The organism is Pseudomonadota bacterium, assembly GCA_039033415.1.
In the GTDB taxonomy this organism is placed as follows: Bacteria; Pseudomonadota; Gammaproteobacteria; order Xanthomonadales; family SZUA-38; genus JANQOZ01.
The window spans coordinates 1-19,603 of record JBCCCR010000031.1 but is presented as its reverse complement, the minus strand read 5'-3'; the positions used below and the strand labels follow the sequence as shown (position 1 = coordinate 19,603).

The 19,603-nt window shown below is 54.9% G+C and carries 32 protein-coding genes; 2 read left to right on the top strand and 30 right to left on the bottom strand.

The genetic code is table 11. From position 1 onward, the window contains the following. Positions 1 to 219: 219 nt before the first annotated feature. The 16 genes from AAF358_21470 to AAF358_21395 all read right to left on the bottom strand — a co-directional run bounded on the left by AAF358_21470 (position 220) and on the right by AAF358_21395 (position 9,277). Positions 220 to 375 (bottom strand): hypothetical protein, encoded by a 156-nt coding sequence (locus AAF358_21470; protein MEM7708137.1) that lies wholly within the window; start codon positions 373 to 375, stop codon positions 220 to 222. Between the two features lie 276 nt (positions 376 to 651). Then, entirely contained in the window at positions 652 to 1,134 is a 483-nt protein-coding gene (locus tag AAF358_21465; GenBank protein ID MEM7708136.1) for a DUF3224 domain-containing protein, read from the bottom strand. 231 nt (positions 1,135 to 1,365) lie between these two features. Beyond that, the gene (locus tag AAF358_21460; GenBank protein ID MEM7708135.1) at positions 1,366 to 2,031 is read right to left on the bottom strand and encodes a hypothetical protein; all 666 of its coding nucleotides are present in this window, start codon (positions 2,029 to 2,031) and stop codon (positions 1,366 to 1,368) included. 28 nt (positions 2,032 to 2,059) lie between these two features. Next, complete coding sequence (locus AAF358_21455) at positions 2,060 to 2,470, bottom strand: DUF2784 domain-containing protein (protein ID MEM7708134.1); 411 nt, start codon at positions 2,468 to 2,470, stop codon at positions 2,060 to 2,062. A 10-nt stretch (positions 2,471 to 2,480) separates the two neighbouring features. Further along, positions 2,481 to 2,882, bottom strand: coding sequence for a hypothetical protein (locus AAF358_21450; GenBank protein MEM7708133.1), 402 nt, complete (start codon positions 2,880 to 2,882; stop codon positions 2,481 to 2,483). 67 nt (positions 2,883 to 2,949) lie between these two features. Then, positions 2,950 to 3,306: a DUF1428 family protein gene (locus tag AAF358_21445; protein ID MEM7708132.1), complete on the bottom strand. Its 357-nt coding sequence runs from the start codon at positions 3,304 to 3,306 to the stop codon at positions 2,950 to 2,952. A 37-nt stretch (positions 3,307 to 3,343) separates the two neighbouring features. Continuing rightward, complete coding sequence (locus AAF358_21440; GenBank protein MEM7708131.1) at positions 3,344 to 3,751, bottom strand: hypothetical protein; 408 nt, start codon at positions 3,749 to 3,751, stop codon at positions 3,344 to 3,346. Positions 3,752 to 3,826: 75 nt separating this feature from the next. Next, positions 3,827 to 4,120: a hypothetical protein gene (locus AAF358_21435; GenBank protein ID MEM7708130.1), complete on the bottom strand. Its 294-nt coding sequence runs from the start codon at positions 4,118 to 4,120 to the stop codon at positions 3,827 to 3,829. Between the two features lie 159 nt (positions 4,121 to 4,279). Next, positions 4,280 to 4,645: a DUF2200 domain-containing protein gene (locus AAF358_21430; GenBank protein ID MEM7708129.1), complete on the bottom strand. Its 366-nt coding sequence runs from the start codon at positions 4,643 to 4,645 to the stop codon at positions 4,280 to 4,282. A gap of 65 nt (positions 4,646 to 4,710) precedes the next feature. After that, positions 4,711 to 5,055: a DUF4440 domain-containing protein gene (locus tag AAF358_21425; protein ID MEM7708128.1), complete on the bottom strand. Its 345-nt coding sequence runs from the start codon at positions 5,053 to 5,055 to the stop codon at positions 4,711 to 4,713. 60 nt (positions 5,056 to 5,115) lie between these two features. Next, the gene (locus AAF358_21420; protein MEM7708127.1) at positions 5,116 to 5,532 is read right to left on the bottom strand and encodes a hypothetical protein; all 417 of its coding nucleotides are present in this window, start codon (positions 5,530 to 5,532) and stop codon (positions 5,116 to 5,118) included. A gap of 115 nt (positions 5,533 to 5,647) precedes the next feature. Beyond that, positions 5,648 to 6,535, bottom strand: a complete 888-nt coding sequence (locus AAF358_21415) for a c-type cytochrome (GenBank protein ID MEM7708126.1) — start codon at positions 6,533 to 6,535, stop codon at positions 5,648 to 5,650. Between the two features lie 133 nt (positions 6,536 to 6,668). Then, positions 6,669 to 7,595 (bottom strand): NAD(P)H-binding protein, encoded by a 927-nt coding sequence (locus AAF358_21410; protein ID MEM7708125.1) that lies wholly within the window; start codon positions 7,593 to 7,595, stop codon positions 6,669 to 6,671. Positions 7,596 to 7,632: 37 nt separating this feature from the next. Beyond that, a complete protein-coding gene (locus AAF358_21405) occupies positions 7,633 to 8,142 on the bottom strand; it encodes a GNAT family N-acetyltransferase (protein MEM7708124.1) in 510 nt (169 codons plus the stop codon). A gap of 3 nt (positions 8,143 to 8,145) precedes the next feature. Beyond that, complete coding sequence (locus AAF358_21400) at positions 8,146 to 8,373, bottom strand: hypothetical protein (GenBank protein MEM7708123.1); 228 nt, start codon at positions 8,371 to 8,373, stop codon at positions 8,146 to 8,148. A gap of 253 nt (positions 8,374 to 8,626) precedes the next feature. After that, positions 8,627 to 9,277 (bottom strand): TetR/AcrR family transcriptional regulator, encoded by a 651-nt coding sequence (locus AAF358_21395; protein MEM7708122.1) that lies wholly within the window; start codon positions 9,275 to 9,277, stop codon positions 8,627 to 8,629. 106 nt (positions 9,278 to 9,383) lie between these two features. Between AAF358_21395 and AAF358_21390 the strand changes: the two genes are divergently transcribed. Next, positions 9,384 to 10,013, top strand: a complete 630-nt coding sequence (locus tag AAF358_21390) for an NAD(P)H-binding protein (GenBank protein ID MEM7708121.1) — start codon at positions 9,384 to 9,386, stop codon at positions 10,011 to 10,013. A gap of 66 nt (positions 10,014 to 10,079) precedes the next feature. Here the strand turns inward: AAF358_21390 and AAF358_21385 are convergent, their stop codons facing one another. Then, the gene (locus AAF358_21385; GenBank protein MEM7708120.1) at positions 10,080 to 10,409 is read right to left on the bottom strand and encodes an antibiotic biosynthesis monooxygenase; all 330 of its coding nucleotides are present in this window, start codon (positions 10,407 to 10,409) and stop codon (positions 10,080 to 10,082) included. Between the two features lie 14 nt (positions 10,410 to 10,423). Between AAF358_21385 and AAF358_21380 the strand changes: the two genes are divergently transcribed. After that, positions 10,424 to 10,786 carry a hypothetical protein gene (locus AAF358_21380; GenBank protein MEM7708119.1) on the top strand — a complete coding sequence of 121 codons (363 nt, stop codon included), beginning with the start codon at positions 10,424 to 10,426 and terminating at the stop codon, positions 10,784 to 10,786. Between the two features lie 396 nt (positions 10,787 to 11,182). Here AAF358_21380 and AAF358_21375 read toward each other — a convergent pair whose 3' ends face one another. The 13 genes from AAF358_21375 to AAF358_21315 form a co-directional block, all read right to left on the bottom strand. Next, on the bottom strand, positions 11,183 to 11,548 hold the full coding sequence (locus AAF358_21375) for a VOC family protein (GenBank protein MEM7708118.1): 366 nt from the start codon (positions 11,546 to 11,548) through the stop codon (positions 11,183 to 11,185). A gap of 280 nt (positions 11,549 to 11,828) precedes the next feature. Then, positions 11,829 to 12,221, bottom strand: coding sequence for a hypothetical protein (locus AAF358_21370; GenBank protein MEM7708117.1), 393 nt, complete (start codon positions 12,219 to 12,221; stop codon positions 11,829 to 11,831). Between the two features lie 94 nt (positions 12,222 to 12,315). Then, positions 12,316 to 12,771 (bottom strand): GNAT family N-acetyltransferase, encoded by a 456-nt coding sequence (locus AAF358_21365; GenBank protein ID MEM7708116.1) that lies wholly within the window; start codon positions 12,769 to 12,771, stop codon positions 12,316 to 12,318. A gap of 86 nt (positions 12,772 to 12,857) precedes the next feature. Further along, complete coding sequence (locus AAF358_21360) at positions 12,858 to 13,235, bottom strand: hypothetical protein (protein ID MEM7708115.1); 378 nt, start codon at positions 13,233 to 13,235, stop codon at positions 12,858 to 12,860. A gap of 72 nt (positions 13,236 to 13,307) precedes the next feature. Further along, positions 13,308 to 13,865 (bottom strand): GNAT family N-acetyltransferase, encoded by a 558-nt coding sequence (locus AAF358_21355; protein ID MEM7708114.1) that lies wholly within the window; start codon positions 13,863 to 13,865, stop codon positions 13,308 to 13,310. A 121-nt stretch (positions 13,866 to 13,986) separates the two neighbouring features. Continuing rightward, positions 13,987 to 14,331, bottom strand: a complete 345-nt coding sequence (locus tag AAF358_21350) for a transposase (protein ID MEM7708113.1) — start codon at positions 14,329 to 14,331, stop codon at positions 13,987 to 13,989. Between the two features lie 521 nt (positions 14,332 to 14,852). Next, the gene (locus tag AAF358_21345) at positions 14,853 to 15,203 is read right to left on the bottom strand and encodes a hypothetical protein (protein MEM7708112.1); all 351 of its coding nucleotides are present in this window, start codon (positions 15,201 to 15,203) and stop codon (positions 14,853 to 14,855) included. A gap of 87 nt (positions 15,204 to 15,290) precedes the next feature. Further along, the gene (locus tag AAF358_21340; GenBank protein MEM7708111.1) at positions 15,291 to 15,788 is read right to left on the bottom strand and encodes a hypothetical protein; all 498 of its coding nucleotides are present in this window, start codon (positions 15,786 to 15,788) and stop codon (positions 15,291 to 15,293) included. Positions 15,789 to 15,839: 51 nt separating this feature from the next. Beyond that, positions 15,840 to 16,127, bottom strand: a complete 288-nt coding sequence (locus tag AAF358_21335) for a HigA family addiction module antitoxin (GenBank protein ID MEM7708110.1) — start codon at positions 16,125 to 16,127, stop codon at positions 15,840 to 15,842. Further along, on the bottom strand, positions 16,127 to 16,405 hold the full coding sequence (locus tag AAF358_21330) for a type II toxin-antitoxin system RelE/ParE family toxin (protein MEM7708109.1): 279 nt from the start codon (positions 16,403 to 16,405) through the stop codon (positions 16,127 to 16,129). The genes AAF358_21335 and AAF358_21330 overlap by 1 nt, the downstream gene beginning before the upstream one ends. Positions 16,406 to 16,695: 290 nt before the next feature. Next, the gene (locus AAF358_21325) at positions 16,696 to 17,952 is read right to left on the bottom strand and encodes an aminotransferase class V-fold PLP-dependent enzyme (GenBank protein MEM7708108.1); all 1,257 of its coding nucleotides are present in this window, start codon (positions 17,950 to 17,952) and stop codon (positions 16,696 to 16,698) included. Beyond that, positions 17,933 to 18,187 (bottom strand): hypothetical protein, encoded by a 255-nt coding sequence (locus AAF358_21320; GenBank protein MEM7708107.1) that lies wholly within the window; start codon positions 18,185 to 18,187, stop codon positions 17,933 to 17,935. The genes AAF358_21325 and AAF358_21320 overlap by 20 nt, the downstream gene beginning before the upstream one ends. Before the next feature lie 504 nt (positions 18,188 to 18,691). Then, complete coding sequence (locus AAF358_21315; GenBank protein ID MEM7708106.1) at positions 18,692 to 19,051, bottom strand: hypothetical protein; 360 nt, start codon at positions 19,049 to 19,051, stop codon at positions 18,692 to 18,694. Positions 19,052 to 19,603 lie beyond the last annotated feature (552 nt).

Here is a 19,603-nt window from a genome sequence, read left to right as displayed (position 1 = left end):
CCTCGTTATAGCTTTGAGCACGACCCTTCGTTTGCCATCGGCGTTGCTGACGTTCTTCTTGTGCCAGCCCTCAGCTGGGCAGAGCTGGAATCAGATGTGCAAACCGGCAATCGGCGGCAAAATATTCCGCTCACGCTTGCGAGCGTTCGGGAAATTGCCCGAACCCCGCCCGGGCCTTATCCGTACGAAATCGTGAACGGTCAGTTTGTATTACCGGAGTCACTGCAACGGCGTATCGACGAGGATTTTAAGACCGGCGGCAAGTACCTGCTTCAAGCGCTGGCGCGCACCAAGCGTAAAGAGGCGTTTATCTACGTGCACGGCGTCGGCAACTCTTTCGAAGACGCGTTGTTTGTCGGTGCCGAATTTTGGCACTACCTCGGCCGTGAAGGTCTGCCGGTGGTCAACACCTGGCCCGCGGGACATCCGGGCTTGGGGGGTTACGGCAATGATCGAGAATCCAGCAAATTCACGATTACCTTACAACTTTGCACCCGGCAGCGAACATGGGCGTCCACTGCGTCAAAAGGTGCCGGGCTTCTGGGAAATCGACGACGATTATCTCGTTCCTGCGCCAACCGATCGAGCGGACACCCGCCCAAACTGATCGGGGCGCCGCTGGCTAGATACTCTTCCCTGAACGCTCTGTCATCATCCTTCTGGCAGCGAGTACTCGAGCGTGTAGTGGTGTGTACCTTCATCGATCTGCAGCTTGAAGGTACCGGAGATGCCCGCAAGCTCCCCCGTACCCGAATCCGGCACGATCGTGATGGTCAAGGCCTGCGATTGGCCCTGCATGGTGCCCGTATGCTGCAGGACAAACGTCCCGTTCTTTCCGTGTACCGTGCCTGAGAATCGTTCGATGGCCACATAACCGGCAGAGCCTTTGACGGCGCTCGTCGCCGTCAGCATCTGACCCGAAGCGTTACCAACCATGTCGCCGGTAAACGTTTTGGTCAGCGAAAACTGTCCGAGTGTCACGCCGGCTTCCTCGGCGGCTTCCGAGGCGGGTGTCATGCTGACATCAAAGGTACCTGTCGCTTGCGTCATGTTCGTCTTCTCCCCGGCAAACGCAGCGCTGCTGAGAACAATGCTGATCATCAGCAGCGCCGGACGCCATTTTTGTTGGGCCATTAGAAAGCGGGCCAGCCTGTTCGTACGGGTTCTTTCATCACCCTGGTCCATCTTGCGCCTCACTTGCAGCTCACACCTAGCTATTCACTCAGCACAAGCTTACCGAAATCCGAAAGTTGCGTGAGTCCCCTGCTCAATCTTTCAAAAGGCACGATGCGCCGGCTAGCAACGGAAACACGGGCCTACGTCGGGCCCAACCGCGCCCGATTGCGACAACCTGATTCGTTGTCCTCAATTCTCAGCCTCTCGCCCACGCAGGGTCAGACCGAGCTTTGGTATTTCAATTTCGACGGATACTTGCGCGTCGAACTCGATGATTAATGACGGGCTGGGGCTTGGATGTATCTGAAGCATCCCAGCAGCCGTCGCCGCGCCCAGCGAATTTGACACCCCATTGGGCTCAGGAACCCCCAGTGAGACCGATCGCATGCCGCCGAGGCCGAGCTGATGTTCCACCGGTTCATTGTCTGGCGGCGTCTGATCCTGCGGCCAGCTCAAAACAAATACCTCAGGCTCAGACATCGGCATCGACTCGGCAAACAATAAACTTCGTCCATGAGGCAGGTATGAAGGGCAATAGGGCCAGGCGGGAAAAGGAAGCCCGTCACCGATCCCAGTCGCTGACGAAAAACACAGCCCGTATGGGCAGGCTATCCCTTCGCGCTGCTCCCATCGCTCCCAAAGCCGTGTCGGCGCAACCAGCTTGGACCGCGCCTCCTGCTCATCGTGAACCCATAACAGCTCAATAAAACCGAAGCGGAAAAAGAACCGTCGGTTTGCAGTACCCTGCCCTAGGTGTACGTTTCCAGTCCCCTCGACAAGGCCGACGCTGAGCAAGTCATCGGCCTCAGGCCCATCCTGCTGGCAAAAGAAGATCACGTGGTGAGGCTTGAGCAACGTTTTGGCTCCTACACGAAGGGCGAGCTCAGCGGGGCCTTCGCAGACGCCTAGGTGGGACCCAAAACCAACTCGCAATGACAAGCCCGCCGAAGGCGGTATAGACCGTGATGAAAACCCAGGGTGGCGCCCGATAGTAAAGCACGGCCTCGAGCCAGTGCGCGATGAAGGCGCCGGCATAGACCGAATCCCCGGCTTTCTCTCGCAACGCAAGCTCCCACACGGTGAGCGGACAGACTGCACCGAGCCAGGATTCCACCACAACAAAGGCGATGGCCGCCAGATGAGCCAGACGGAACCATGGATTTCTGACCCAGCGCCACCGCCAGCCTTTCCCCAGCAGGATCAGCACCAGACCCAACACCACAAACGCCACAAAAAGGGCATGAACGAGGAGAATCGCGTCAGCGGCGAGGCGGTAGAACGCTCCGTTCTCCACGCGACGACTGCTAGTCCCGGTCCAGCACGCCGAAGACGACCAGGCCCGCGGTAATCAGCGCGGTCGCAATCACGGAACCCCAGGCGATCGTTTGAACGGCCAGCCCCCACGAAGCCCAGGTGCCCTTGAGCCCATAAAAGAGCAGATAGCAAAAGGCGCCCCCGTTGCTCACTATGCCTACCCAGATTGGCCCCGCCAGCCGCTCGCCCTCAAGAGACGCGCGCAGCCCAAATCCATACCCAACACACAGGGCGACGTATGCCCAGCCGAGCATGCGGACGAACATATAGGAGTCTTGCTCCGGAAAGCCCACCGCAAGCAGCATCGCTTGGGGAAAAATCAGCAGCGGAATGCACCATACAAGAATGGTTGCCGCGATCTTCACGACGAAGACCCACGAAAGCATGCTCATGGACAACGGCCTCTAGAACCTTCCAACAGGTTGCGGCAACGGTGCGGGCGCCGCAACCGAAACCCAGCTAGACCAACCGCCGGAAGCCGCCGTAGGCCATCCGGCTGGCGTCAAAGCCCGTGTTCGAAGCGGCCATCAGCTCTGCCACCCTGGGGTCCGACGCAACCTTCTGATTGGCCAGATCGCGAGCCTCTCGCGATTCAAACGCCACCCAACCGAAGATCACGCATTCGTCGTCAGCGCTGCTCAAAACGCCGGGGAAGCCTTGGGTCCCCGCCAACGCCAGGTCATCACCCACAAACTCTTGGTAGTCGAGCGCGCCATGCTCTTTCCAGATCTCCGCCACCGCCTCGGCGAGACTCTGATAGGCCTCCAGGCGGTCCGTGGGAATCGGAAACACAAATCCATCGACATAGTTTTCCATTGATCGTCCCCTGCAGCGTCGGTTGGGTTCTCAGACCCTAGACAGTACACAGTACGGCAGAACGAAGATGGGCAAAAACGACAACTACGCTGAAGGCGGCCCACAGCGCAAACGTTGCGCCGACTCGTTCTCTGCGACCATCCGGCTTCCGAGGCCAGCGCTTCAGCAGACCGATCAAACCAGCCAAGGCCACGGCCGAAAGCGCCAGCTGGGCAAGCCAACCCCAAATTCCCCAGTAGCAGGTTAACCGATCGATCGCGTCAAGGCGTGTCGCCACCGCGGACACAATGGCGCCAAGCGTCTGCAGCGCCAGCAAAGCCAGCCATCCAACAACCAGGCCCCCTCGAAGTCCCAGTCGGCCATAGATTTGCCGGGTAAGCACACCCCAAAGCCCCAATGCCAGGAGCAACCAGGCAAACCAGGGAATGATGGCGATAAGTAGCATAAAAAATCAGCCGGCCTCGAGTGGGAACGCGCGCAGGAGCCGGATTAAGAACGGCGGGGCGACGAGCAAACCCGGTTAGCTGAAGATCCCGCCGAAAATGTCGGCAATCACCTCGACAATAGCCACAAGCCCTTCGACAAGTGCTTCAACGATCCCGGTAAACACCTCAAGAACACCCTCAGCACCGGAAATGACCGGCGCCGCAATGCCAACCAGAGCCAGCGCCATCGCGCTTACCGCCATCATCTTCGAGGCGGCAAAAAACATGAATGCCGCCGCGCCCAGAAATACGATGGCACACAAAGAGTTGAGCGCACGCATGGCGGTTGAGCGGCTTTTCTTGTCGGATCGACGATCGGAATCACTCATGATTTCAAGGGTCCTTTGGCCAGCGAGAGGGGCTCTCGAAACGGTCTTTCATTATAGCGCCGGAAACCAGAGTCGACCGCGAAGCCGTTGGCATTTGTGCATACCGTCAATCGCGTTGTGCGGACACCGCATAATGGTGCTAAGCCAGCGGGTACTGCATTAGGCTGTTCGCAGGATCTTGTCCATGGCGCGGCCTTTGGCAAGTTCGTCCACCAGCTTGTCCATATAGCGAGCTTGCTTGGTCAGCGGGGTTTCAATGTCTTCAATCCGATAACCGCAGATAACGCCTTTGATCAAATGCGCGTTCGGATGAATTTTGGCGTTGGCAAAAAACTGCTCGATCGTCTCACCGTTATCGATCTTGGCTTGGATGTCCTTGGCGCTGAAGCCGGTCAGCCAGGACAGCACCTCATGAAGCTCGTCAACGGTCCGGCCCTTCTTTTCGACTTTGTTGACATAGGCCGGATAGACGGCGGCAAATGGAATGCTGGCTAGCCGTTTGTCGTGTGCTGGCGTTGTGGTCATTTCGTTTGCCCTCCCTAGGCGTTTGCGGTCGGCGTTCTCAAGTTCCCGTACCTGACTCTCATAGCTTACGTGCAGGGTGTCCCCTGATGAAATACAAGCTGCCAGCGACCTGCCGTCTTTCGCCAGATCGAACTTCGTAGCGTGGCTTTGCATCGATAAGTTACCAGCACGATATCCGCTGCCAGCTGACGAGCCGCAAATTCCTCAGCCACAAGGCCTTCAGTGAGCGGCTCAGCTTTCATGGCCTCAAGAACCTGCGTTTTGTCATAGACCTTGCCGGACTGGCCAATTTCCATGAATTCCGGCGCCAGCAGTTCTCCAGCCGTTTGCGCGTCCTCCCGAACGGACGGCTGCAGCAGGCGGTTTTCGAGCTCCCGGAGCTTTGTGGCGAGCGCCTCAGAGACAATCACGGGCTCTCACTCACTTGACCGCCGGCTGGCGTTGGATGGTTGTTTCGAAACACGCCGGCCCTAGTCGTCCTGCCCCACTCGCACGCATACAGGCTTGAGTAGCAGCAGTTTCAGGCCGCCTTTGCCCAGCGATTCGATCTTGAAGTCCTGGAGCGAATTGGCGCCGCCCCAGCCGCGAACCAAAAGGTCATCAGAATCGGCCGCGAGTATGTCGATCCTGACGATTTCCGGATGCCAGTCACCGGCATGCCTAAGGCGCTCGTAGCGTTCTTTGGGCGCCGGCGTGACGCGCACGGCCACGTCGCGTTCCTGCAGTGACAGCACCTTCAGCGAGTCGTCCGTCACCTCCCAAAAGCCGAGCTCCTGCTCACCCGACCAGGCCACCACCGACTGTGACGCGCGCCCCTGGTCACCGCAGTTGATCGCCATCACCTCTGTGCCAAACAACAGCAACGCCAAACCCAACACTCGAATCATGATTTCGCTCCGTACTCGAGACTGCCCGATTGTAGCGTTTTGGGGCACCCTTAAATGGGCATTCGATCTCGCCAAGCACAAGGACCTGGATACGAGATCCCCTGACCCGCTGGAGTCAAGGACGCCAAAACGTCTTCGGTGCAGGTTTTGACGCCAGCGACTGCAGGTACTGATGCAGACGGTCAATCTCCTGATCGGACAGCGAGGGAAATCGATCGGGTGCAACCAAGGCCATCAAGCCAAGTCTTCGTCCATCCGGAGAGACCCCGCTCTCAATCAACGTCTCGAACTGAGCACGATCATAGGCCGCCACAATCGCCAAGTCGGGTGTCGGCGGCCCCAACCCCAAGCTGGCGAAGTAACCGTCGCCGCGGAGGTCGAGACCATGGCATTCATTGCACATGGTCATGGCGAGGTATTCACCCTCCGCCAGCTCCGGGTCCTTTGCGGGATCTATCCGCAAGGGTGGCACCATGGCGGCCCAATCCGCCATCGACAGCTCTGTCCCGCGGACGAAGCCCCATCGCGCCTCCCAGCCGAGCGCCGGACTAGGCAATGAGGCTTCAACCACGGGCGCAGCTCGAAGATAAGCGATCAGCGCAGCCAGGTCGTCGTCCCGCAGATTCACAAAGTTATAGGAAGGCATCGACGTAAGTTCCCGCCCAGCAGCGCTGATGCCCTGACGAATAGCGGCTTCCATAGTGGCCGCGTCGTGGTCTCGGGCGTATTGGGCCAGGTTGGGAGCAACCGCCCGTTTCGGCCAATCCCACTGTTCATCGAAGTTGAAACCCTCAAGTTGCTGGCCGTGACACCCGAAACACCCTCGGGTGCGTGCAACGTGGCGACCCCGCTCAATGCTGGCCTTATCCTCGGGAATGGGTGTGGTGAAGTGGAGAACAGCCTGTCGATCCGTCAGCCGCAGCTCACTCACTGTGTAAACCGTACCGAAACCCAAGGCGGTCAGCGTCATGAGCGACCCAACAATATTGATTAGCCAGCGCATCGAAACCTCAGCGCCTCCAAACTCAAACCGCTAGCGAACATGGGCCTTCGCGTCCTCAAAATCGCAAACTCATCATTAACCCAAGGCCAGCTGGATAGCAAAATCGCACATCGTTGTCGCGAAACACTCCTCTCTAGTCCCCCACCCTGACGCGGGTTAGCTCGCCCCCAGCCGCCCTGCCCTTAATCACCGCCTCGGGATCGCGGCCCAGCACCTCCGGCAGGCGATTGGGCTGAGGAACGTTGTTCTTTCGCAGCAATTCCCAATGGCCAAACGAAAACGGCGTGAAGTGAAACAGATCGCAGAGGTGCGCACCGAGGCGCGCAAGCAGCGCGGGAATGGGAATGGCCAACGCCCGCCGATTGCTGTACCGCCGCCTTAAGCCCCGGATGTAGCCTTCGAAGCTGTAGGTCTCCAGCCCGCCAAATTCGTAGACCCGCGACGCCTCGGCGCTGAAAGCCTCGGGTTGAGTAGTGCAAAGAGACGCCAGCGCCTCGCCGAGGTCGACTGCGGTTAATGCCGCAATCTGCCCCTGGGCATCCATGGGTGTGGCAAACACCGGAAGCTTGGACACACCTCGCAGCCACGCGGCACCAAATCCACCCTCACCATCGAGCAGCGATGGCCGGACCAAAACCCAGTTGCTCTTCGTCTGTCGAATGGCCTGCTCTCCCCGTCGCTTAGACGTCAGAAAGCGGCTCCGATCACCGTCCGCAAGCCCCAGCGCGGACACGTGAATGAAGGTTGTGCCGCTCGTCTCACAAGCTTTCGCGATGGCTTTGGGCGCCAGGTGATGCACGCGATCGTAGGTGGAGCGGCCGACCTGTCGCAAGATTCCGACGCAGTTCAAAATGACGTCGAAGTCCTGAGCCAACTCGCGCCAATCCTCTGGCGTTGTGCGCTCGTGCAACACAACGGAGTGTTCCTGCAGCGGCCCATTGGACGGAGCTTGCGATCGGGTGCCGATCGCCAAGTGGTCCAGCTCACGCTTCTGCAACGCTGCCACCGCATGCCGACCGATAAAGCCCTTGCCACCGAGAACGAGGACGCGGCGCGTCATGTGCGGCTAAAGGCCTGGAATGAGAGCTGGCACGTGATTAGACCCTTGCCTCCAGCGCGTCGCTCAAGACCATCGTCATAAAGACGCTGTAGGGATCTTCGGTGTAAGCACCAAACGGGCCGCAGATCTGAAAGCCATAGTCTTCGTACAGACGATGCGCTGCACCAAAGGTTTCCGCTGGGCCGGTTTCCAGGCTGAGGCGTTCATAGCCTCTGACGGACGCCTCTTGAATGATATGTGTCAGGATCACGCGGCCAGCTCCGCGCCGCCGCTTGCTGGCCGGCGTTCTCATCGATTTGATTTCGCCGTGGTGACGAGAGAGCTCCTTTAAGGCGCCACAGCCAAGCAACTCTTCGTCGGACCAGACGGTCCAAAACGTGACGTCCGGGGCACGCAACTCCTCGATATCCAGCGCGTGCACGCTCTCGGCTGGCGTGAGCTCGTGCATATTAGTCATATGCTCTGCCAACAGCGCACGCACCGGAGAGCGCTTGAAGTCATCGACCTCAATGCGCATATCGCCGTTGTCTCTGGAATTGTGGCTCATCGCTTAGGCCGCAGGTAACTGCCGCTTTGCATCCTCCAGATGCTTTAAGTGCTTTCGGATATACCTCATCAACAGCAAAGCCTTTTCTTCGCTATGGAACGTTGCCGAGCCAGCATCCTCCACAGGGACGGGGAACACAAAGTCCCCGTCAATTTGATAGTGCAACGCGCGGTCTCGGTAAAAAACGAACTTCGCGGTCTTGCCTTTCACCAGTGACTTCAAGTCTTTCATGGCGTTTCTCCCATGCCAAAACGCACAAACCCCAGAGATCGGTCTCAGATCCCTAGGGTTTGTGCGCACGCAAGAGGAACTGAAACTTCTTAGGCAATAGCCGCCCGTTCGTCGAAAGACGAAGAAACCACTTGCCTATTGAAGATCCAATCCATGAGCAAAAGTCTGGTTGAGAAAAAGCCAGCAGTCAAGAAAACCATCGCGTTATCTGGCTGCCGACGCGAACCGCGCGTTTGGTGAAATCTGACGGCACCTAGTCTGAGCTCACTCGCGCCTCAAAGCCATCCAAGATCATCTCCAGCACCATCGCAAATGGATCGGTTGCGGTGGGATGATCGACCTGCCGCTGAACAAGCTCAACAAAATACGGAATCGACTCCGCCTCCTCGATCGACGCCAGATAGTCGGCGGCAGCACTTTGAAAGTCTTCGGGTTTGATGGGAAATTCCGCAGCCTGAAGCGCAAAGCCTTCGATGTGAACCGTGATGGCGCAGTAAGCGTCACGCGCGTCGTCCAACGAAAAGCCTCCCTCCCGCAGCACCCGCAAAATTGCCTCCAGGTAGGCAAGTTTACTTGGCCCGAGCGTCCGTTTTGACCAGATACTGCAGACCCAGGGATGTCGGATCATCACCGCATTGGCGCCCATCGCAATCTGGGTAATGGCCTCTCGCCAGCCGACATCCGCTTCCGGCTGCGGAATCTGCGCCGCAACCCACTCAACCATGGCATCCAGTAAAGCGTCTTTGCTGGCGAAGTAGTGATAGAGCGACATCGCACCGGCACTGAGCTGTCGGGCCAGCCGCCGAACGTTGAGACTGTCGAGGCCGCGATCGTCAGCGTACGCAACCGCTGCACGGAGAATTCGGTCCTCAGATAGCGGTGTCTTCCCTTTGGTTCTGGGCAAACTTTTGTCCTATTGCGTTTTATCGTACAACGTACGTATTATCGTACGCCGTACTATTCTATGGTTTTTACCGTCATTTTTCGACTAAAAAGGGAGAGAGATCATCATGAAAATTGTATTGCTGGGAGCCAATGGCAAAACCGGACGGCTGGTCATGCGTCAGGCGCTCGCAGCTGGACACGCGGTGACGGGAGTCGTGCGCTCGGCAGAGTCATTGAACGATGTGCGGCACGACCGGTTGACTGTTCGCGTCGGAGACGTTTCCAGCGCTGAGTTCCTAAAGACCGTCTTCCCAGGCCATGACGCAGTGATATCAACGCTGGGACCACGGAGACCCACCAAGTCCGCCTGCACTATCTATTCAGATTCCGGTGCCGCTATCGCCGAAGCCATGCGGGCCTGCGGCATGAAACGCGTCCTGATCACTTCTACCGCTCTGCTCTTCCCGGCCGAAGGTCTTCTAGATCGTGCCCTTCGGGTCATCGCCAAGAACAACCAGCAGGCCGCAGGACTGATGGAGACACGGGTGGCTGAGGCAGATCTCGACTACACCTTCGCCAGACCCGGATTCCTGACCAACGGGGAAAGCGCACAATTCACGAAAGCCGCAGGTGCGGAGCCGGAAGACGGCAAGTCCGTTTCACGCGAGGCGCTGGCGACCTTTCTTGTCACTGAAGTCGAAGAGGATAGCCACGTGCGGCAAGTGGTGGGCTTGAGTGCCAAAAAAGCCGCGTAAGGGCGGGTGCTGGTGCAATGCTGGAATTAGCCGCAGGGAACAGGTACGGAGTGCAAAGCGGTAGGCTCAACCTTGAGAGTAATGCCTTGATTCAATGGCTTCGTAGTGCGAAGCCAACTGATCCCAACGCTTTAGAACCTTTTGCGCTTTCTCAGGAACGTAACACTGCGCATAGTCTTCGCCCTGAAAATCCATCACGCTCTGAAGCGAGGTAAACGTCATGATGGTGATGAATTCAACCTCATCTTCGTGATCCCGTCGCAGCAGCTCGATACCTAGATAGCCCGGTATGTTCTTCGCTTCGATCTCCGGAAATACGTAGTCGTGCAGCAGCGCACGATATGTCTCTGCGTTTTCTGGGGTGGTCCAACCATGCCAAATGCGTTTTACGCTCATCTGATTGACTCCTATTGCTCGCCAAGGTGACCACAACGCCAGCAAGGCTCAGAAAGGACTATGAAGATATAGGTCTGTCAAAAGCCAAGGACCCTCGGATCCCTGACTTTCAGAAGCTGCACAAGCTCGGGATCCAGATATTCATGGTTATCGGCAATCCCCAGAACCAAAATCCTTTTACCCTCGAGGAGTGCCCGAAACTTCTTGGCAATCTTGGTGCGATGAGCATTTTCCATCGCCAAAATAATGTCCGCGATACGCCATCAGTTTTCAAGCCAGAGCGCTTCGTGCAAAGTCATGGTCATGAATACGCTGTATGGATCATCGATATCGCCCTACCCGTCCGCGTCAATAAAGCTAACGATGGTTGTTGGTGATGACATGTACACGGAAAACGAGGCGCCAATTTTTCTGGCGTATTCCGGCAGATATTTTGGTGGCAGACGGAATATGGATTGCCTGCAGCCTCTCAAACGGGCTTCCTCGATGGAGTCGGACTTCCCACCGATCTGTCGGATGCTGAGAACCGCATGTCCCGGAAAACAGTCTGGATCTATCACTCCCAGCCTTCTACAAACGAATCGGCCGGTCAATTTGTCCCAGCCTTCGACTTCGAACTGGAACTTTGGGAATTTGACATTCATCTTAAACATTTAAAGCCCATTGGCATTGGCACAGGCTGGTACCCCGAACCTCCTGGCACTGCATGGTTGGTACTCGTTTGCTCAGCACAGGATTGGCCTAATGGCCTTCGTAGGCGATGACTTCGTAGATTAGCGCTCCAAGTCTTGGCCAAACATAATTCGATGTCCATCGTTGGTGCGGATCCCAAATTCTCTCATACCCCAAGTTTCACTCTTTAGGGCCTTGACTAAATCGGCGCCGTTCTCAGAAATCTCGGCATAATAGCTGTCGACATCATCGACGATGATATAGGCAAAGTAGGAATGATCCCCAAGGTCAGTCGGTAGGATTGAGTCCGGGCAATGTCCAGCCATTATTCGGCATCCATCACGTTCAAAAATGCGCCATCCATCATCGCCAATTTCTTTAATGGAAAAACCCAGAACATCCTGATAGTACAAAGCAGCCTTATGCAAATCCTGAACCGCAATTACATACATGTGTTGCTTGATCATTCCTGCGTACTGCCTAGCGACTTGACTCACTGCGGGCGCAGCCAGTCGGCCGCAGCATTAGGTTATGCCGACTCAATTTTGAAAATGGAGTTTTGCGGCATCGACCGCAAGCGCCAACCTGGGCTCCTAGCTGAGCGGAGTGCACATCTCGACTGCACGCCTCTGCTCCTGAAAACACAAGAATCAGAAGGGCTGCCAAGTGCCACTTGATTCGCACGACAACCGGCATCAGGTGCTGGCAAACCAATCGGGTGCGTACATCTGAATGGCGGAGATGGCATTATTTTGCGTCCTTGAGCTCGATTCGTATCGCTCTCATTATTTCCTCGCCAACGTTGGTGACGGAACGAGGCGCAGGTGCAGCCTGCCGAAACTCTGTGAAAGGCAATGAAGCGTACTGATCTTTTTGCACTTCCTTGACTACATTGCCCGCGAGGTCACGAAACACCAGAGCAGAAGGCTGAAGAGTGATAAAAATACTCTCCATCGTATGCTGATGAAAAGGCACGGTTTCGCCAGGAGCGATGCTCACAGACAATACCCTTACTCGATCATTTTCGAGCATGACTTCATGAAATTTTCCGGCCGCCTCAACAGGCTCATAACTTGAATCATTCTGAGCAACAGCGTCGCTGAGCCATAAGCCAATTGCGGCGAGTACTAGCAGTTTCATTTCGATTTTCCTCGGCGTCTACTGCGCCTCACGTCAAGCTAACCCGCAGTGAGCGAAGCGCACGGTCGGGACTAGCACTGGGTCAGGCCCATACTTATTCAGGTCTAGCAGCTAAAGGTTTATAGGTGTCAGGGTTATTGATTTCCATAAACCGTTCAGGATTCTTAAGCTGCGTAAAGCCAAACTGAGCATATAAACCCTGCGCATCTGCAGTGACTAACGTTACTCGCCGCAGCCCTTGAAGGTGTGGGTGGGATTGGATGCAGGTTATGAGCCACTTGCTCAGCTTCTTTCCTCTAAACCCTGGCAGGATAAAAACATCAGCGAGATAGGCAAAGGTTGCCTGATCCGTAATCATGCGAGCAAAACCGATTTGCTGAGCTTGATGGAACAGCCCAAAACACAGCGAGTTCTCAATCGCTCTTGTCAGCGTTTCTAACGGTATCCCTTGGCACCAATAAGCATCCTCCGAGAGGAATTGGTGAATGACGGAGATATCAAAGGACTCTCTATCGGTCGAAACTGTAAATTCTTCTTTCTGCCATTGCATGGTGGGTGCTTCTGTTAATGATCAAGGGTCTAAACAGCGCGGGAGGTCAATCGTGCTGACGCGTGTCGTTCCGCCTACGCTAAGCATCAGCTGCCGCCGTAGGCGCTCAGCTGCAGCCTTTTTTGAGTTGCATCCAACGTAACGCGTCTTTTGGGTTTGCTGACATTAATACGACCTACTAGATCTTCCGGTCCCCTAAACGGACTCCCGGCCTCGAATTCGGCAAGGGAACGATAGGGTACTTTGATTGAGAGCTTGTAGTTTACGAAGGACTTACCCCCATCCTCAGAACTGTAGGTGCGAGCGATAATTCTATTCTCACTTTTCGATACCTCGACATACTCTGGATCGACGATGTCATCTATCCAAAGACGAGCGATCCCATTGCGCTCGAGCGAGCCAAGATACGCCGTGACAAGACTCGCCAATCTCGCCCAGAACCAGTGTTTTTCGTCTTCGCTCATGCAACCTAACGCCTGAGCTCAGCTTCGTTTGAGGCGACGGGAGGGCTAGCCGTAGCCAAACCGCGCGACGAGTCAATCGTCAGCTGCAGCGATTGGTAAGGCGCCATTGGCATCATGCGTACGGACCATAGCAACTCGCCGCCACGATTCTGGCAGCGAAGCCCGTTGCTCCTGAATGATCGCACTGAGCTCTGATCCCCATTCGTGCTCTGGAACTGTGACGAAGCCATGCCGCTCATAGTACGGCCTGTTCCAAGTGAGATGCGAATATGTTGTTAGCCAAAGAGATCGCTCGCCGCTCCACGAAATCGCTTGACGTAATAACGCACTGCCAATCCCCCGGCGCATGAACGATGGAAGCACCGCCAATTGATCAAGGTACGGATGGCCGTCTACAAAGCCAAGCGTGATAAAGCCAACCGGATTGTCTTGTGAATCTACTGCGACGTGAGCAAGCTTTCGTTCGATTGCCACAGCCCAACGCGATGACTCAGCAACAACAAACGGATGATCGGCTTCAAGCGAGAACCGGAGCCCGGACTCGGCATACAGCTTGGTAGACTCGTCGTCGACAGCGATAAGAATCTCTAACTCATCAGGACGTGCGGCACGAATTTGAAATGGGCCCACCCTTTTCTCGCCCCGTTTCAGTTCAGAAGGTCCATCCGGACTTCAGGGAGAATACGCCCTGGGATGCTTTCGGACTCACGTTCACCAATCTTGACGCCACCCACAGGTTTCTGTAACCGAGCTATGAACCCGAACCGTTCTGCCTTTTCTCCGCCAGAAACTTTTGCCACTTTTTTAGGATGCCGTTTTCCTCCTTGAGCCGCGCATTCTCCTTCTGAAGTCGGTCCAGCTCTGCGGGATCCGCATCGCTCAGGCGCTTCCCAACTTCCACCTTTTTACCTTTACTCGGCATGATCACACCTTCTCGGTATTGCTTGCGCCAGCGTGACAGCATGATCGGGTGAATACCAATTCCTTCGACCACCTGTTTCACCTGAAGATCGCCGCGAAGACTCATCTCCACGGCCCTGGCCTTGCACTCGTTGCTGTAGACGTAGATCTTTCTGACCCGCTTTTGATATGACACGAACCACATCTCCCAAGTTTGAAAAATGTGTCTACTCGATCGGGGGATCTAGAAGGTCAGCTGCAGCTTTCTTGTTAGAGGCTACGCGGTGTCCAGTAGCCACGGACATGAAACTTCTCCAAGCGACTGCTATACCTCAATCGTATTCCCAAAACTCGCCTATTTGAACAAACGAAATACAAGTGGTGCGTATCCCAGAAGCTCCCGATAGCAGCAGCCTTCGGAATCATCTCGACGGAGCAGCCCGAGGACAGTAACGGACGCATTGAGGCAAGCTTCTGGGGAAGACTTGGCCCAAACCTAACAACCGCTGGGAACGAGGTAGAGTTCGCAAGATTCAGGGCTTCACCGCTGACCGAAGCGTCAATCAGTGCCTCGCCAAGAGCTTTGGCTGATTGGTCGATTTCTGGGCTGCCACAGCCAGCGACAAAAATGACTAGGACGAAAGCTGCGACCCTGGTCATCTGACCTGTAACGACTAGGCTAAGCTGCCGGCGCAGCCGGTCAGCCGAAGCCTTCTGTTAGGTTTCATTCTCTGAGTGACCATGTTGTTTTAACAGACTCTCCGCCAAAGCACTTAGTTCAATCGGAGGCTCTTCCTTGCGCAAGGCTACACCCGAGCGGACATTCATCCACGTGGCAAGAAACCATGGAAACGCGAAAAACCATAGCAACATTACAAAAAAGAACGTACCAATCGGACGGTAGGGGTAAGACACCCTGTATTCTGCGAAGCGTAGACGCTTCACTTCTATTGAAGCCCAGATCGACGACCCGAGCCATATGATACCCACTTGCGGATAACGGATGAATTCACCACCGAAAAGCAACGGGGCGGCCAGGATTGCTGCGGTCAGCACGGCCGCGAGCACAAAGTGTATGCGAGACCGGTTATTCCTACTCACGAAACCTAACGACTAGCATCAGCTGCCGGCGAACCCGGTCAGCTGCAGCCTTTTTTATGCATCTTCCGCCTCGCACTTTGCGAGAAAAACTTCGAGAGGCATATCTCCGAGGTTCGATATCCGCTCCCCTCGATAACTCATCGCTGCGCGCATCGTAGCCGGCGATCCCGACATAAAGACGACTTGACCATCCCCGAATCGACTATCGATCGGATCTGAAAAATACTCAGAGTTTGGAAACTGGTCTCCGACTTCATAATAGAATTCGGTGCCTGGGTTACGTTTCAGGATTGCGTCCAGAATCGATATCTTGCCATTAGGTCCATCTATGTAACGGGTCAGCGCGATGACCGTGGAAGAAGATATTTGCTCCTCAACGGTTTGATCGAAGAAATTGGGGGCCTCGAACGGCGGCTCCCGAGTCAACGCAGCAGCTTGTTCCTGATTTGACTGTGTAACGGCAGAAAGAGGGTCCAGCACAATCCAGACAATTGCGCAGGATGTCGCAAACCCTAGCCCGAACGCGGCGCCTTTCAGTAATACCTTCAGCATCGTCTCATCCCTCAAAGATGCATAGCGACTAGGCTCAGCTGCGGCATTTTGTTATGCAGCCTCAAAGTCAATTTTCTGGACAGAATCTAGATCCAAGGACTGTTCGGCATGCCACAGATCGTAATTGTGCTGCAGGGCAAGCCAACTCTCAGGCGAACGCCCAATGGTCTTGGACAAACGCAATGCCATTTCAGGGCTGATTCCATTTTGGCCCCTCAAAACCCGATTGAGAGTCGACGGCGACACATCGAGTTTTGCTGAGAGCTGGCGGCCAGTGATCGAAAACGGCTCCAGATACACTGAACGAATAAAATCACCAGGATGTGGGGGATTATGCATTAGTGGTAATCCTCATAGTCCAAAACATAGGCATGGCCGTCGCGGAACTCGAAAGTAAGCCGCCAGTTTCCATTCACCCAAATCGACCATCTTTCAGATTGGGCACCGCGCAATGGGTGCAGCCTGAACCCGGGGACAGCCATATCGTCTATCGATGCCGCGGTGTGCAAAGCAGCCAACTGCATCCGAAGCCGTTCTAAGTGATGAGGCTGAATCCCTGCCTTTGAGCCGGATTCGAAAAACTTTTTCAGGCCTCGGTGTCTGAACGACTTGATCATGCCTGATAATAGCGCGTTGCGCATCACGCAACAACCGCATAGCGACTAGGCTCAGCTGCCGGCGTAGCTGGTCAGCTGCAGCATTTTGTTTGATGTAATAGTCGGCATTTGACCTTACAGACAGCGTCAGATTTCCAGAAAGCGTACGCTCGCGCGATTGAGGCCAGACCGTATAAGTTTGACCCAAAGCGGACGTCTGCTTTTGGCGTCATAACAGTCATAAGCGAGCGACTTAAGTCGCCATAAGACAGCCCCTCGTTGAGTTTCCTCTAACGGACGATATCGCAGTTTTAGGTCGCGATCGTAGAAAAGGCGTCTAAGAAGCGATCAAAATCGGTGGGCGAATTTGTCAAGTCCGCCGCTAAGTAGTTTCCAACAAATTCTGGCTTGTCCTGTAAGTGAATGGAGCCAATATCAATATTATGTTCGTGTCGCATCAGATTTGCCAAATAGTCTGCCTCAATACCGTCGACCTTAAATGCTGTGATGCCACATGATCTTGATGGAGAGAGATCCGTTAGTAGAGATACTCTCCCGGTCTGCAACAAAGGTTCAATCCATAGATCTCTGAGCTCACGAAGTCGATTTTCCTTTCGCGCAGCGCCGATCCGATCATTAAATTCAAACACAGACGCCAAGCTTGCACTAACGGCCTTTGAGACGGTGCCGAAATCTTCGAACTTTTCGATGCTGTCCGCGGGTTTCCCCGACCAACTGGCCCAAATGGGCCAGATCGATTCAATCCTATCGCGGCGAACGTAAAACACCCCAGTTCCACGCGGTGCATAAAACCATTTGTGAAGCGAGGCGGCGAACATATCGCAATTAAGGTCCGAAATCCGGAAGTCAAAGTGCCCAATGCTTTGGGCGCCATCAACGAGGGTCGTTATTCCTTTTCTCCGTGCCATGTCACAAACTTTGCGGATTGGAAGAATCTGACCGTTTTTGTTGTACATGTGACAAAGCAAAATGAGCTTGGTCCGATCTGTGCAAGCCGCTTCAAAGGCGTCAACAACGTCTTCATCTCGTGAGGAAGGCATGGGAATATCTATGATTTTTACGCGTATACTGTCTCGCGCAGCTCGTTGTTGCAGTATCTTGATGCAAGAATCATAGTCGGCGTCGGTAGTTAGCACTTCGTCACCTGGCTCTAAGTCAATTCCCAGCAATCCGATCGCAAGCCCTTCCATAGCGTTTCGGGTGAGCGCTATTTCGTCCTTTTCGCATCCGAAGGCTTTTGCCATTCGTATCCTGAGTGCTTCAGAGGAGCCGCTCTCCTTCAGTGACGCTAAAACAGGGTCTGAATAACCCCTTCCGCTTGCCATCGCGTCTTGATAACTGGCCAACTGCTCCAGGGTGGCAGTGGGTGTTGCGCCGCCGCCAGTGTGCAATAGGCTGATCGTTCCGGAGCGTGTAGGAAACGCCTCTCTGACTTGCGTCCAAAAGGGCGCTTCTTGGGATGCGTTTTGAGAGCTGAAACAACCCGACGCTATCGCTGCGCCAGCCAGAAACCCGCCTTCAATAAGTCTACGCCGCGTCACCATCATGATCTCCCATATTGTGGCTATCATCAGCCGTTAACTCTAATTCGTACACTTCTTTGAGTTGTTGGATTTTCGAGCGCGTCCGTTCTGTAAATGGCGAGACGTCTTCAAAAGCATGTAACGCCATCCCTTCGATCAATTGTCCTAGGGAAATATTCAGATGCTCGGCCAAGCCCTTCAAGACCTTCAAAAGGCTCTTTTCCAATCGCACACCGGTTTGTACGCGTTCCAGTTTCATATTGGTACCATGGTACCAAGACTTGGAGAGGTCAAGTATGTTGCGCGCTGTTGCCATTGCCGAATAATGCAATCGACTGAGAATCAGGCGCTACAGCATTTTTTAGTGATGTACGCTGCTACGATAATCGAGGATTTTTACCGCGAATATGATCGTGGATAAAGCCGGCTGGCAACGTGCCTGCTAGCGATTCGATTCTGGCCGGCACGCGATGTCGCGGGCGATGGTTATTCGGACGTCGCGACGCGGCGAGATGGAAGTTGGCGAATCGACCCTTAACCGCCCTAGCGGCACAAGCCAACCATGAGCAGTCTGCCGTTGCCATGGACCGCGAAAGAGATGGCCTCGGATTCTCAGGGAACGGGACCAAGTGTCATCTCCGCTTCTTAGGAGATCCCATTCGTCCGCAAATGGCCGTTCTCGGCCATCTAGAACCCCGGAGAAGGAGGACTTTCAACGTCCGCTTAGATGGAGTTTCGACCAAATCCGACACTGTCCGTCAGCTCAAGTCTGAGTTATCACAGTTAGAGCGAACACATGATCGAACTCCGAATATCCATCATCAACGACCTCAAATTCGCCGTCCATCGAAACAGGCCACTGTTCTACTCCAGCCACTAACGGATCTGCGACTACTGGCGCCTTGACCTTCTCCATTTCAGATGGCCGGATCATCGACTTGCCGAGAATGGCCCTCGCTCGATTGAACTTCTTTAAATGTCTGTCCATCGCTCTAACGACTAGGCATAGTTCTTGGGACGACTCGCCATACTGAGACTTGAACTCAGGAAATCGCCGATTTGCCTCGGACACAAAAGCATTTCGATCCATAAGGTCGGTTTTGCCAACAGCTTTGCGCTTCATGCGGATGACACCTAACGACTTGGCTCAGCTGCCGGCGAAGCCGGTCAGCTGAAGCCTTTTGTTAGGCAGAGCCCAACCGCAAGCACCCGACGAGAGACTTGGATAGCACTGCTCGCTATGCGTCATTTTCTGCGTACTCAATTATTCGTTGGCACTGCTGTTGGGCAGTGGCAGTTGGAGAGACTGCCTGCAGCCAGTCCTCTAAGATCTCTTGCGCTATGAAAATCTAGAAAATAATCCAACCCTCTGGATCGGGCAGCTTTTGGCGAAGAACCATCCTCTTCCGCTGCCAAAGCATCAGATGAGGCCGACCAGGGTTTAGCGGCATATATCGTGAGCTCGCTCTCTATTTCAGACAGTGATTCGACGATTTCTAGAAGGTTCATTCTGACCCCAAGATGCCTAACGACTATGCTCAGCTGCCAGCGTAGCTGGTCAGCTGCAGTGGTGAAATGGACTCCTCACGTCCCACCGGTAGGTTGGGACCGGTCGCCCGGCATCTAGGTGCCAAAATTGCTATGCAATTGGAAACGGAGGAGTCCACCCATGCAG